The following is a 13,071-nucleotide window of genomic DNA, read 5'->3' on the forward strand; positions in this document are numbered from 1 at the left end:
GTATCAGATGCCGAGTATCTTTTTAACGGTTGTCAGAACGGTTTTCTTTTCACCGGGTTTTTCTTCTTCTTCGAATAGAATGCCTTTCACCGCCAGATGGTGACCGACCTGTTCTTTACCAACTTCTTCTTCAAAACCGATGATCTGTGTGCGGTATTTGCACAGCTGACAGTTCATATCCGGACTGCCTTCCTGTACTTCCCGGATGCGTTCGTCTATAGTTTGCAATAACAGTTCATCACACTCAAATGATTTGGTGGCGATGATCTGTTTGCTGGTCGTTGCAGCGAATTCTTCCAGCTGAGCATATATCTTTTTGAGCAGTACACCGGTAAACAGGAACACAGGTAATGCAACAATTCTTTTATAAGGCAGATGATCGATGATGGGTAAATGATCTTTCAGCAGTGGTTGTGTCACGCCGATAAAAGCAGTGGTAGAGAAACCAAAGCCTAATCCTTCTCCCAGCATACGGGTCATTTTAGCCACATCTGAGTTAGCGTCAGGATCGGAAGTACCTCTTCCTACCAGGAGCAGACAAGCGTCCTGTCTGTCCATTGGCGGATGTGCGGCTTCCGCTGCTGTCACAAGTTTACCTGCGAGTTGCAGAATAGAAGGTGTAATACCGATATGTCTGCCCAGTCTGATACGCAGGTCAGGATACTGAGACTGCAGGGTATTCATTTCGAAAGGAATATCATTCTTGGCGTGACCACCGGCAAAGAGAATGGCTGGAATAGCAATGATCTCCCGTATACCTGCCACATACATCCGCTCGACAGCCGCCGCATATACGGGATGAGAGAATTCCAGGAAACCATAATCCACCATCCTGTCAGGATAGCGTTTGCGCAGTAATGCCACCAGTGCTTTAAAGCCTTCGACTCCTTCAGGATCGCGGCTGCCGTGACCACAGATTAATATCCCTTTCATATGCCGGTATGTAATAATTTAACAGGATCAGGGTACTTAAACGAATAGTTCAGTCTTTGTTTGATCTTGTCTGCGTTGATTATTTTGAAATGAGGATCGGCGGTAGCGGCGAATGTAGGCAGTTCCAGTCCGGCGATAGCGGCCGCCTGTGTGTAATATTCCCTGCGTGTCGGATGTTCATCTGAACAGGCATTGAATACGTCGCCCCATGCCTGTTGCCGGATGATACCTGTAATGATACCGATGCAATCGTCCTGGTGGATGACATTGATCGGTGCGTCGCCATTCTCTACATTTTTCTTACCTGCCAGGAAGCGGCCAGGCATACGATCGTAGCCGATCAGCCCTGCAAAACGTACCACTGTTGTCATAAAACGGATATTGGTACGCAGCATTTTTTCAACAGCCAGTAAGGCTTTACCGCTGCCTTTGGCAGGCGTGGCGGTTTCATGTTCGAAAACTTCGCCGTTTACATCCGGGTAGACGGAGGTGGAACTGATGAACAGCACCTTCTGTACCGGACTTTTCTCTATTGCTTTCACAAGGTGTGCCATCTGTGCCTGATGATAAAGCACGACGTCTTCCCGGCGGGAAGGAGGAAAATTAATGATCAGTATTTCACTTTCCAGAAACCCAGCGATGTCATTACTTTCAATACCGGCTTCTGTGATCATAACCTGATAAGGCTGGATCTGTTGTTGTGCCAGTTCTTCCATTTTATCTTCCGAAGTGACGGAACCTTTCACGGCATATCCTTCTTTTACAAGATGGATTGCCAGCGGAAGACCCAGCCAGCCGCAGCCTAATATGCTGATGGTATTTGTCTGTGCTTTACTCATATGCTGTTTGATCCTTAACGTGGGTCTGCCTCACTGGCTATTTCCTGTTTGGCGTATCTGTGCCGCAGGTACAGCTCCACGTATAAAGATATAATGATACTAATAAAAACGAGTCCGACAATATTATTCTGGAAATCATTTAGTTCCAGGGACTCGTTCCAGGCGCTTGCAATTTTATACAAAGGAATGGCAAAACACATGATCGTGATCAGCACATTCAGTTTAAAACGATGACTCTGGATCTTTTTCTGATCGAAGGTCTTAAGTAACTTGCTCAGCAAGAGGGAATCGCAGGTGCCGGTGACGATCAGTCCCAGCGAGAATACCACGCCTCCCATAATGGCATAGATCCATTGGTTGGAGACAGATATGGCATAACCGAATGCGGCGATCTGTGAGGAGGTATCAAAGATGAACCCGAAGATGATACCGGTGATGATGACGGTAAACGGATTCAGGCTGTTGTTAAAGGCTTTGGGAACGAGGCGTTTACGGAAACTGCCTGTCTGAGCACCGTCTTTGCGGGTCAGATTGATCAGGTTGGAAATACCCATAAACAGGAGCATCACTGAAGACAGCCATTCCACCACGATATCCAGGGCGGTTGGTATCTCAAAATTATTCTTCAGTATACAAAGGAAGAGGGCAATGGCGGTAACCATGATACCATGTCCGAAGGTAAAAAGGGTGCCTACCCATCTGGTCCAGATACTTTTATGGAGATGCAGGCGGTAGGTATATCCGTCGATCACGGTAATATGATCGGGGTCCAGCCCATGGCGTAAGCCAAGTACGGCCAGGACGATAAATCCGGTCAGATCCTGTTGTAAGATGTTCATCTGGTGGGGTTTTTATTCGTTTGGCTGAGGGCTTTTAAGCGTAAGTGGTTTGGAATCTACCCCTTCAGCTTCCGGGAAATGCACATGTCCCACTACCAGTTCATTTTTCAGGAGATGTTGTGTCACGATGTCACGGGTGGTATCCAGGTTTACGTTTTTATACCAGAGACCTTCCGGATGCATAAAGATCATTGGCCCCCAGGTACATTGTCCGAGGCATTTGGTACGAACGGTGTGGATTTCGTCATTCAGGTCGTGCTCCGTGAGATGCGTTCTGAGTTGTACTGTGTTCTCATCAGCAGCGTTGTTCTTATTACAGGTGCCTCCATTACAGATAAAAAGGATCTTCTGAACTTTAGTCAGATCTTTAATTGCCATACGACTGGTTACTTTTGATTAATACATTAATTACCCGTTAATGATTAAACAAGACCTCAGCAAAAAAGAGAGAAAAACAGGAAACAGGTATACCGGACGGCACACGTGTATTACGTTCTCCCATGACTTTTTTCCCGAAGTGTTGGATAAACATAGTTTGCTGGCAGGTCTTCTGACTCGTTCTACTCTTAACGCCTTCCCATCCGATAGGGGATTATGACAGTGGCACTGGTTAAAAGCTGTTACAGAACTTACAGCAGCGGGAACTGTTTTGGGTTTTCACCAAATTCCCTTTTAATCTCAACCGGCTTGTGACCGGACGAAAACCAAGAAACTGGGCCAAATGTAGGTAATTATTTGCTCTTTTTAGCAGGAGAATAGAACAGCGTGCAGTCAATCAGGTAGTTATGGCGTATATTATATAAGTGGAGACAATGAGCAAAATGCTCAGAAATGTCACGGCATGATTGATATACACCACTTTGCGCAGTTCGCTGTGGGCAATATCCCGGGCCTGTTCGCCGATATAGGGTTTGACAACTAATTGACCATGGTAGGTATTGGGGCCCCCGAAGCGGCAATACATAATGCCTGCCAGGGCGGCTTCCGGATACCCGGAATTAGGACTGGCATGCTGGTGCCCATATCTGAAGATATAGGTCAGTCCGCGCCTGCTGAAGGCAACCACTACCATAAGCAGTGCTGTAATACGGGCCGGAATGAAGTTGGCCACATCGTCCAGCCTGGCGGCAAATTTCCCAAACCAGAAATATTCCTCTTTTTTATACCCGATCATAGAATCCAGGGTATTGATCATTTTATAGGTCATCATAGCGGGTAGTCCGCCGATAGCGAAATAGAATAATGGCGCAATGACCCCGTCGCTGAGGTTTTCAGAGAGTGTTTCAAAGACGGCTGTCCTGATCTGGTTCTCACTAAGGTTTTGGGTTTCCCGTCCTACGATCCAGGAGAGGCGTTTTCTACCGGCATCCAGTCCCTGGTTATTCAGTGTGTCGAAAACTTCCCTGCCTTCCTGTAAGAGGCTTTTATTGGCTAAAGCAAAGAAGACGAAAATGCTGGTGAACAGGTAGTAAAAGAAGGGAGTCTGTATTCGCAGTAACCAATACTGTGTGCCGGCAAAGAACAGCCAGCAAATAGTACACAGTAAGATGCTTAAAATCATGCCTTTAAGGAAACGGTTGTCCCCCTGGTTCAGTGTTTTGGTACCCCAGCTGATCAAATTGCCGAATAGTCTTATCGGGTGTGGCAGCCAGCGTGGATCTCCCAATGCCAGGTCCAGCACATAGCCTGCCAGCAGGGGGATAATGATTAAGAGATACTGTTGATCCATGCCTGAATGCCTTTTATAAGTAGCTGATTTTCTTCTGGTCTTTGTGCGGCGACCCGGAAATGTTGTGGACGGAGGCTTTTGAAATTAGCCGCGTCCCTTATCAGCAGACCTTCATTTTGTAGTAAGTAGTGTTTTAGGTCATCCGCTGTACCCAAGTTTGTTTGGGAAAGGAAGAAATTGGTATGGGTATTCCTGACCTGAATACCCTCAATTTGCTTCACAGCGTCCATTAGCGCCAGTGTGTCTTTCCGTAGCTGGGCGATCGGTAAGGCTAATACATCCCTGTGTTGTGCGATATAGAGTCCGGCTTCAATAGCCAGGGCATTGACAGACCAGGGCATTTTAGACAGCAGGATCTGTTGAATGATATCCGCATTACTAAGGATATAACCCAGTCGTAAGCCAGGAATAGAATATGTCTTGGTGAGTGATTTTATAATAATAAGATTGGGCAATTGATCTATAGCGTCAACCATAGAGATCACTTCTTCCGTAAAGTCTACATAAGCTTCATCGATCACGAATATCGTCTGTGGATGTGCGGTCAGCAGTTCCCGGATCGTCTCAGGCAGTAATACAGCCCCGGTGGGATTATTCGGATTCCCAAAGAATACGAGATCTGAAGAGAAGCGTGTACTGGCATGCAATTCATCGTAATTAATATAGCTTACGCTGAGGTCATTCGCCTGACAGGCATCTTCATATTCTGCAAAGGCTGGAATAGCGATAGTGACTGATTTTCTGCGAAATGCATGTGCTACCAGGTAAAAGGCTTCCGTTGCGCCATTGGTGACCAGCACCTGTTCAGGGGTGAGTTGGTGCCAGTCGGCCAATGCCTGTTGCAGGCGTTGGGCATTGGCTTCCGGGTAATTGTTTAGTTTATAGAGACAATCGGTCAGGTGCTGGCGTAATCCGCCGGCAAAACCTTCATAGTAGACATTTGAACTAAAATCGGCTTTAACAGGATAATTGAACAGGTATCTGTCGTCTCCGTGCCCGTTGATCATGACTGCGTCTTTAATTGTCCGTAAATATATGCCATGTCGATGTGTTCGCGCAGGTGTTGTGCGAGTTTATCGTATTGTTCCTCTTTGAAGGCGAGGTAATCAAATGGTGCGCCGGATGACTGTGTGGTATGATCTTTCAGGAGGTCATCCACAACGGTGGCATTGTCCAGGATACCATGTATGTAGGTACCCCAGCAATTGTCGGTCAGCCGGTACCCATCAGCGTTATCGTTCAGGGTCTTGTTTAATGGACGTGCTTCTCCGCTGGTGCTGGTGAGCCCCATATGGATCTCATACCCTTCACAGACAGCAGACTGTCCTTTATAATGAAACTGGCATTGTTCGGTGATCTTCTCTTCTGTCAGGACGGTGCTTACTGGCAGGATACCCAGTCCGGGCATGGATTCAATTGCACCTTCCACGTGATATGGGTCTTCAACAACTGTTCCCATCATCTGGTAGCCACCGCAGATGCCGATGACGGTTTTATTGTTTTTATGCGCCTGTACAATGGCTTTGGCTACGCCATTGTTTTTGATATCGATCAGGTCTGCAATGGTATTCTTGCTGCCAGGAATGATGATAATGTCGGCTTTTTCTATATCAGCGGGATTGTTACTGTAGAAGAGGTGTACGCGTTCGTCTCTTTCCAGGACATTGAAGTCGGTGAAGTTAGAGATACGATTGAGTAATACCACTGCCACATTGACCTTACCGGAAGCCAGTTTGTTGTGTTTGTGTTCCAGTCCGACGGAGTCTTCTTCCTCGATATAAATGTCCTTTCTATAAGGCACCACACCGACAACAGGCACGCCGCAAAGCTCTTCTATCATCGTTCTGCCGCTTTCGAAAAGGCGGGCATCTCCTCTGAATTTATTGATGATAATACCTTTGATCAGTTGTTTTTCTTCCGGCGTCAGTAAGGCAATAGTTCCGTATACACTGGCGAATACGCCGCCCCGGTCGATATCTGCCACCAGGTAGACGTCTGCGTTGGCATGCAGGGCCATCCGCATATTGGTGATATCGCGGTGTTTCAGATTGAGTTCGCTGATACTGCCAGCGCCTTCCATCACAACAGGGTTATGCTGCTCATGGAGTCTGTCGTAAGCGGCTTTGGAGGCAGCGAACAGCTCCTGTTTGTTGTTGCCCATAAAGTAATCGTAGGCTGACTGACTGCCAACCGGCTTACCCAGCAGCACCACCTGTGAAGCTTTATCACTGGTAGGTTTCAGCAGCACAGGGTTCATATCCGTACTACAGGGAATCCCACACGCTTCTGCCTGTACGGCCTGCGCGCGGCCGATCTCAAAACCGTCCGGTGTAGCATAGCTGTTAAGGGACATGTTCTGTGCCTTGAATGGTGCAGGATGATAGCCATCCTGTTTGAAGATGCGGCAGAAACCCGTATTGATTAAACTTTTACCGACATCAGATGCAGTGCCGGCAAACATGATGGACTTTAGTCGCTGCATAAGAGTACGAATGTACTATCTTTGGCCGAATGAAGCCTCAGTTTTTAATTGCAGCACCCAGTAGTAATTCCGGGAAAACAACCATTACACTGGGCTTACTACGTCTCTTACACAAACGGGGACTGAGCGTACAACCGTTCAAGTGCGGTCCCGACTACATTGATACCAAACATCACTCTCTTGCTGCGCATACCACCAGTGTCAACCTTGATACTTTCATGATGAGCGAAGTGCATCTGAAGGAGGTATATGGTAAATACGCGGCGGATGCAGATGTGGTGATCACAGAAGGTGTTATGGGACTTTTTGACGGTGCCGATCGTATGAAAGGGAGCAGTGCGGAGATTGCGATGCTGCTGGACCTGCCGGTGATATTGGTGGTCAATGCCAAGGCAATGGCTTATTCCGTGGCACCGCTGATCTATGGGTTTATGCATTTTCATCCGGGTGTGAAGATAGCAGGTGTAATTTTCAACTTTGTCAATACCGAGAGTCATTATCAGTTCCTGAAAGATGCCTGTGCTGATTTGGGAATAGCGCCGTTAGGGTATGTGCCCGCGAACGAGCATATTAAAATACCGTCCCGGCATCTGGGACTGGCAATATCTGCGGAGAATGACTATGATGCTATTATAGAAGCGGCGGCGGAGCATATTAGTCGTACTGTTGATGTAGATCTGATACTGGCGATGACGCAGAGACCGGAGCCTGTTCATACACCGTTTATTCGTGTGCAGAAAGGTGGATTGCCGATTGCTGTCGCGAGTGATGAGGCGTTTAACTTTACGTACTTAGAGAATCTGGAAGTGCTTCGTAATGCGGGAGAGGTGAGCTTCTTTAGTCCTTTGCATGACACAGAGATGCCTGCGGCAGAGATACTATACCTGGCAGGTGGTTATCCGGAGTTGTATTTAGAACAGCTATCGGCTAATGTGACTATGCGGGAGTCTGTGCGTGCGTTTTGTGAAAAGGGAGGGAAGGTGATTGCGGAATGTGGTGGGATGATGTACCTCGGGGAGAGTATTGGTGATAAGGAGGGGGTGGAGTATCCGATGGTGGGATTTTTAGGGTTAAAGACGACGATGAAGGGTGCTAAGTTGTCATTGGGATATAGGATAGTGGAGATAGGAGAGAAGCGGTTTAAGGGGCATGAATTTCATTATTCGACCAGTTCGGAGACGGGGGAATTGGAGCGGATTGGGAAGGTGTATAATGCGAGGGGGAAGGAGGTGGATATGGCGGTGTATAGGAAAGGGAATGTGGTGGCGTCTTATATGCATGTATATTGGGGAGAGAGTGGGGAGTGGTTGGGAGCGGAATGAGATTTTGGGTTGATTGTAATGTGAATGCTGGGATCATTTAAGTAGTATCATTTACTTAATAAAAACGAGTATTTTATCTTGTTTTTTATATGTTTTTTTTTGTTTTTAATCAATGCGAAATGTCTAATTTACGGGCCTCAAAATTTCATTGTTACCTCAATTTGTAAATTAAATACACGCCTATGTTGAATAGCCAATCCGACCTTTCGGCAAGCATGGAAGTTTCAGGAGATGTTTTGGATAGGATAAAATATCGCATTTCACTATTAGATGAAATACATCTGAAGACACAGGAAGGGCAAGTAACAGATATCGAGGAATTGCAATCTTTTCTTCGGCATGGACTATGGATTCTTGGCCCCGAATATGACAGCATTGAATATACACCACACTATGAGATAATAAATGTAGTTCGGCAATTTTGCGGAATTGAAAATTGTGAGATTGTAGGCAGTAAACCAGCGTTTGTTATTTTACCTGATAGTATTGTAGGTATTTATTACCTGGCGAAATTCGATGAAGAAGGTTGTGAAATAGGAGTGGATAGACTAACGGTGGTAGAGTTGGTACGTTCGGGTTTTTTAATAGGAGATGAACAAAAATCACGTGCATGGAGATGTATGGTAGAATTAATGAAGAGGGCGCTCTTGGAGCATAATTCAAAGGTGAATTACTTTTTGCTTGGTTCTGATATCGACCCGATAGAGTATGGCATTAGAAGCGAGAGAAACGGCAATGTGTTTATATCGGCGTTGAGTTATTCTACGGCTATTGAAAGGGCTAAATGCAGAGTGCTAAATCTTCGTGATAAAATAAGAAATACTTCAGTCTTTTGAGAGACAACAAGGCAATATGATTTATCTCCGGTAATATCGATAATAAGCTCTTTGGGTTTGAAATTAATACGTCTGCATCTATAGGAATCACTCTTTTTAGTGCTAACTTATAATTAACAGTTTGCCTGATGTTTTGTGTTTAAATAAACTTTATTTTCGCAGGCAGTAAACTTTAAAACATAAGTGCAATATGTCGGAAAGTCAATTTCAAATTATTTTATCTGCAATTCATGCGTTAAATGGTAAGATTAGTTCATTTGAAGATCGATTTGATAGAATCGAAGGAAGATTAGACAAGGTAGAAAGACGCCTAGATGTTATCGAAGGAAGATTAGACAAGGTAGAAAGACGCCTAGATGTTATCGAAGAAAGATTAGATAAGGTGGAAAGACGCTTAGATGGTATCGAAGAAAGATTAGATAAGGTGGAAAGACGCTTAGATGCCATCGAAGGACGAATGGAAAAGGTTGATGAGAGATTGGATAAGGTTGATGTGAGACTGAGCAAAGTTGAAAGACTACTTGTCGATATCAACGGAGAGTTGAAGAGGATTGAATATTGGACACCTTATCATGCAAACGAAGATATCGTTGCTAAACTAGAAAGTGTTAAATCTCGTTAAATCGGATTTGTTTATACCCCTAAATATTTGAACCTTATCAGGCAACTGGTAAGGTTTTTCATTTGTTAAAAACCTTGCCAGTTAAAAATATGTTATAGTCGAAAAGTAGGTCTAAACTTAAAAAAAAACATAGACGTGTCACTGTGCGTGTTTAAAAAATGAGAGTTTGTTTTGTATTGAAAATAAATGAGGCCGAAAGCACAATTAGCCTTTCATATTATAAATGCAATGAAAGTTAATCTGAGCTATTTCGGCTGCTGATTTTAAGCTGTTCTTTTTTGAAAAACCACTTTGATAATATGGAAAACGCGTCTATTCAACAAGCAACATCACATGCATCAGCCACTGGTGACACAAATACACCAGAAATTCTTATCCAAGATTTCCTCTGGCAATACTCCCTCACTGAATGCAAGACATTCCTCTGGGACTGGCTGGTTGCCGCGCTTCAGGATAAAGACACCAACGCCGGTTCAAGTATCCTTTTCTACGAAAGCCTCATCCATTTCCTCGAAGCCGCCTATCAAAAGAAGGAATAACCCCGCCTTCTCAACAAACAATATTCCGCCTTTTCAACAAAACAGCCAGAAGGCTTTCTCCCGAATTTTGCCCTAAACAAACCACTAACCAATGACCACTAGCACAAACAACTACAACGGTGCTTTACAGCGCCCGATCAACTCAGGTTTCGACGCCGCATCTACCGCAACAGACGTTATCCAAGGTCTCAATATCCAGGGTAAAACAGCGATCATCACCGGCGGTTATTCCGGTATCGGACTGGAGGCGGCAAGAACACTTGCCAACGCAGGTGTACACGTATACATTCCTGCAAGGAGCATAGAAAAAGCAGGAAACAACCTCGCAGGCATTCCCAACGTAACAATACTGGAAATGGACCTGATGAACCCTGCTTCCATCGATGCTTTCGCTAACCAGTTCCTGGCGCTGAACAAACCACTGGACATCCTGATCAACAACGCAGGCGTCATGTGGACGCCGCTAAGACGTGACGCCCGTGGATATGAATCACAGTTCTCTACCAACCACCTGGGACATTTTCAATTGACCGCCCGCCTCTGGCCTGCTATAAAAAGCGCTCAGGGAGCGAGGATTGTGAATGTCTCTTCCTGGGGACACCATATGGCATCCATAGACCTGAATGATCCGAATTTCGATCATCAGCCGTATGATCCTGCTGTATCTTATGCAAGGGCAAAACAGGCCAATGTGCTGTTTACGGTGGAACTTGACAAACGCACACAGGCACACGGTGTAAGGTCGTTTTCACTGCACCCGGGGGCTATTGCCGTGACCGACCTTGGCAGGGACATTCCCGAAGAAGGTTTCAGGGCTTTAGGCGTCTATGACGAAGACGGCAATTTCCGCCACGATCCTTACAACGGATATAAATCACTGGAAGAAGGTGCCTCCACTACCGTTTGGTGCGCTACAAGCCCTCAATTGGCCAATATAGGGGGTGTTTATTGCGAGGATACAGAAGTCGCTCGGATTGATAAGGACTGGCAGGGTTTCAAATCAGAGAAATTCGAAATGACCAAAGGTGTCACCGCCGAGGCAGTAGACGGAGAGAAGGCCCGGCAACTCTGGACACTCAGCGAAAAACTAACTGGTATCACATTTGCCGTATCCTGATCAAAGAAGGGAACGCACGGATTCAATAAGAATTTGTGCGTTCCTTTGTACTATCAAAAGCGATCGATCATGTCATCATATTGGACTTTACCGCAGGAGATCATGCTACCCTGTATTCAGGATAAGTACTTCCAGCACGAAGTCATTTCCGGGGACCATAGCTTCGGACATCTGATTTCCGGAGAAGTAAAAGCAAACATTGGCGACCAGACGCATATCCTGAAACCAGGAGATACCTGGTTCGTACCACGCAACCAGCTGGCGACCTTTTTTAAGTCTTCCAAAGACGGTCAACCCTATAAATCAGTAACGATCTGTATCCGGGTGGAACGTCTGAAAGAATATTACAGCCGTCATGAGCCGGTAATGGTGGCCGACCAGCACCATGGTATCCGGCAATATGAGGCACATCCGCTGCTGGAAAGCTTTTTCGGTTCCTTATTGCCTTATTTCGACCTGGAAGAAGGTGTACCGCCTGCAATCGTATCTGTCAAGATCGAAGAAGCCATTACCGTGCTCCGTACGCTAGACAAAACCATCGATCGCTGGCTGGCTAATTTCTCCGAACCGGGCAAACTCGATCTGGCTGATTTTATGGAGAAAAACTTTATGTTCAACATGCCCTTACAAAAGTTCGCCTACTTCACTGGCCGTAGTCTGACCACCTTTAAAACGGATTTCAAAAAGGCTTTCCAGGTAAGTCCACAGCGCTGGCTGACGCAAAAGCGCCTGGAACTGGCCCATTATCACCTGAGTGAAAAGAAACGAAGACCTGCCGACATCTACCTGGAAGCCGGATTTGAAAATCTTTCCCACTTCTCTTTCGCCTTCAAAAAAAAATTCGGTTACTCACCTGTTGAGGCGACCACGCGTAGTACTTACTAGAACAGATAGCTGATATGCACCATCGCCCTGTTGCCCGCTTTTACCCGCATATCGGCTAGCTCCTGTGAAATAACCGGCTGATAGTTCGCACCAACAGAGAAAGTCCGGAACGTGGCTTCAATACCACTGGTAGCCAACAGCGAATGTCCACCTGAGACGTCTACCTTATATTTGCCTGCTTCCGTGTCTTTGGTCGCCGTTTCCAGCAGTACGCCGGCATTGGGTGCTATCGTCAGTTGATCCGCCAGGCGGAACTTGTAATAAGCCAGCAGATTCGCAGTAAACTTATTCCCATACCGGTAATCATACTTGTTATTGGTATTCACCTTATAACTCACATTCGCATTCACACCAAAATCCATTAATCGCACATCATACATCACATTGAAGGTAAAATCCGTACTGGCTGTACCCAGCTGGAAGTTATTCGGCGTATCCTCATTCTCTTTACGTTCAGAAGGCTCGTATCTGCCGGTAGGTGCTTTTACGCCACCACCGATCCAGAGTGACTGTACCAGCAGCTTGTCATGGAAGATGACATTTTTCCTGTCCAGCACCTGGTAATACCCCACAACGGCAATATCCCCGATACCGGATTTATTCATGGTGACACCCTGATTCTCACGACTGTTAAAATTCACAGGCACAAATCCCAATACCCTGAAACGCTTACCTATATTCCATCCTCCCCATACCTCCGCCGTCTGATAAGTCTCATCTGTTGTGAGATAGGAAGTACTTCCTCCCGGTCCCAGGTGCGAGCGTAAGGTTTTATATTGATAACGTACGCCCATAAACCGCTTCTTAAAATCAGGTAACAAACCAATATAATAACTCCCCACGCCACACCCACAGATGTCACAGGCCCTTGTCTCATAACCCACTGCAAGCAGACAGATAATTATCGTCCATAGTTTTTTCATCATCA

Annotated in this window: 14 protein-coding genes and 1 riboswitch; of the genes, 6 read left to right on the forward strand and 8 right to left on the reverse strand. The window is 45.9% G+C overall.

The features are described 5' to 3' along the window. Window positions 1–3: 3 nt before the first annotated feature. The 7 genes from BMZ72_RS04695 to BMZ72_RS04725 form a co-directional block, all read right to left on the reverse strand. Entirely contained in the window at window positions 4–933 is a 930-nt protein-coding gene (locus BMZ72_RS04695) for a sirohydrochlorin chelatase (protein WP_089805738.1), read from the reverse strand. Next, entirely contained in the window at window positions 930–1,772 is an 843-nt protein-coding gene (locus tag BMZ72_RS04700; protein WP_089805740.1) for an SDR family oxidoreductase, read from the reverse strand. Before BMZ72_RS04700 ends, BMZ72_RS04695 begins: the two co-directional genes overlap by 4 nt. A gap of 14 nt (window positions 1,773–1,786) precedes the next feature. Beyond that, window positions 1,787–2,611 carry a HoxN/HupN/NixA family nickel/cobalt transporter gene (locus BMZ72_RS04705; protein ID WP_089805742.1) on the reverse strand — a complete coding sequence of 275 codons (825 nt, stop codon included), beginning with the start codon at window positions 2,609–2,611 and terminating at the stop codon, window positions 1,787–1,789. 12 nt (window positions 2,612–2,623) lie between these two features. Continuing rightward, on the reverse strand, window positions 2,624–2,989 hold the full coding sequence (locus tag BMZ72_RS04710; protein ID WP_089805744.1) for a (2Fe-2S) ferredoxin domain-containing protein: 366 nt from the start codon (window positions 2,987–2,989) through the stop codon (window positions 2,624–2,626). Between the two features lie 144 nt (window positions 2,990–3,133). Further along, window positions 3,134–3,335: riboswitch (cobalamin riboswitch) on the reverse strand. 51 nt (window positions 3,336–3,386) lie between these two features. Further along, window positions 3,387–4,340, reverse strand: a complete 954-nt coding sequence (gene cbiB / locus BMZ72_RS04715) for an adenosylcobinamide-phosphate synthase CbiB (RefSeq protein ID WP_089805746.1) — start codon at window positions 4,338–4,340, stop codon at window positions 3,387–3,389. Beyond that, complete coding sequence (locus BMZ72_RS04720) at window positions 4,319–5,347, reverse strand: pyridoxal phosphate-dependent aminotransferase (RefSeq protein WP_089805748.1); 1,029 nt, start codon at window positions 5,345–5,347, stop codon at window positions 4,319–4,321. The genes cbiB and BMZ72_RS04720 overlap by 22 nt, the downstream gene beginning before the upstream one ends. Next, window positions 5,344–6,822, reverse strand: a complete 1,479-nt coding sequence (locus tag BMZ72_RS04725; protein ID WP_177222675.1) for a cobyric acid synthase — start codon at window positions 6,820–6,822, stop codon at window positions 5,344–5,346. The genes BMZ72_RS04720 and BMZ72_RS04725 overlap by 4 nt, the downstream gene beginning before the upstream one ends. A 29-nt stretch (window positions 6,823–6,851) precedes the next feature. On the opposite strand from BMZ72_RS04725, the gene BMZ72_RS04730 reads away from it, so the two are divergent. The 6 genes from BMZ72_RS04730 to BMZ72_RS04755 all read left to right on the forward strand — a co-directional run bounded on the left by BMZ72_RS04730 (window position 6,852) and on the right by BMZ72_RS04755 (window position 12,143). Continuing rightward, entirely contained in the window at window positions 6,852–8,144 is a 1,293-nt protein-coding gene (locus BMZ72_RS04730) for a cobyrinate a,c-diamide synthase (protein WP_089805751.1), read from the forward strand. A 182-nt stretch (window positions 8,145–8,326) separates the two neighbouring features. After that, window positions 8,327–8,980 (forward strand): hypothetical protein, encoded by a 654-nt coding sequence (locus tag BMZ72_RS04735; protein WP_089805753.1) that lies wholly within the window; start codon window positions 8,327–8,329, stop codon window positions 8,978–8,980. A 190-nt stretch (window positions 8,981–9,170) separates the two neighbouring features. Beyond that, window positions 9,171–9,602 carry a coiled-coil domain-containing protein gene (locus BMZ72_RS04740; RefSeq protein ID WP_089805755.1) on the forward strand — a complete coding sequence of 144 codons (432 nt, stop codon included), beginning with the start codon at window positions 9,171–9,173 and terminating at the stop codon, window positions 9,600–9,602. Window positions 9,603–9,901: 299 nt separating this feature from the next. After that, window positions 9,902–10,141: a hypothetical protein gene (locus BMZ72_RS04745; protein WP_089805757.1), complete on the forward strand. Its 240-nt coding sequence runs from the start codon at window positions 9,902–9,904 to the stop codon at window positions 10,139–10,141. 91 nt (window positions 10,142–10,232) lie between these two features. After that, a complete protein-coding gene (locus BMZ72_RS04750; RefSeq protein ID WP_089805759.1) occupies window positions 10,233–11,258 on the forward strand; it encodes an SDR family NAD(P)-dependent oxidoreductase in 1,026 nt (341 codons plus the stop codon). Window positions 11,259–11,327: 69 nt separating this feature from the next. Next, window positions 11,328–12,143 (forward strand): AraC family transcriptional regulator, encoded by an 816-nt coding sequence (locus tag BMZ72_RS04755; protein WP_089805761.1) that lies wholly within the window; start codon window positions 11,328–11,330, stop codon window positions 12,141–12,143. On the opposite strand, the gene BMZ72_RS04760 is transcribed toward BMZ72_RS04755, so the two are convergent. Beyond that, window positions 12,140–13,066: a transporter gene (locus BMZ72_RS04760; RefSeq protein ID WP_089807224.1), complete on the reverse strand. Its 927-nt coding sequence runs from the start codon at window positions 13,064–13,066 to the stop codon at window positions 12,140–12,142. The two genes, BMZ72_RS04755 and BMZ72_RS04760, sit on opposite strands and share 4 nt — an antisense overlap. Between the last annotated feature and the right edge of the window lie 5 nt (window positions 13,067–13,071).

This window comes from Chitinophaga sp. YR627 (genome assembly GCF_900114995.1).
Lineage (GTDB): Bacteria > Bacteroidota > Bacteroidia > Chitinophagales > Chitinophagaceae > Chitinophaga.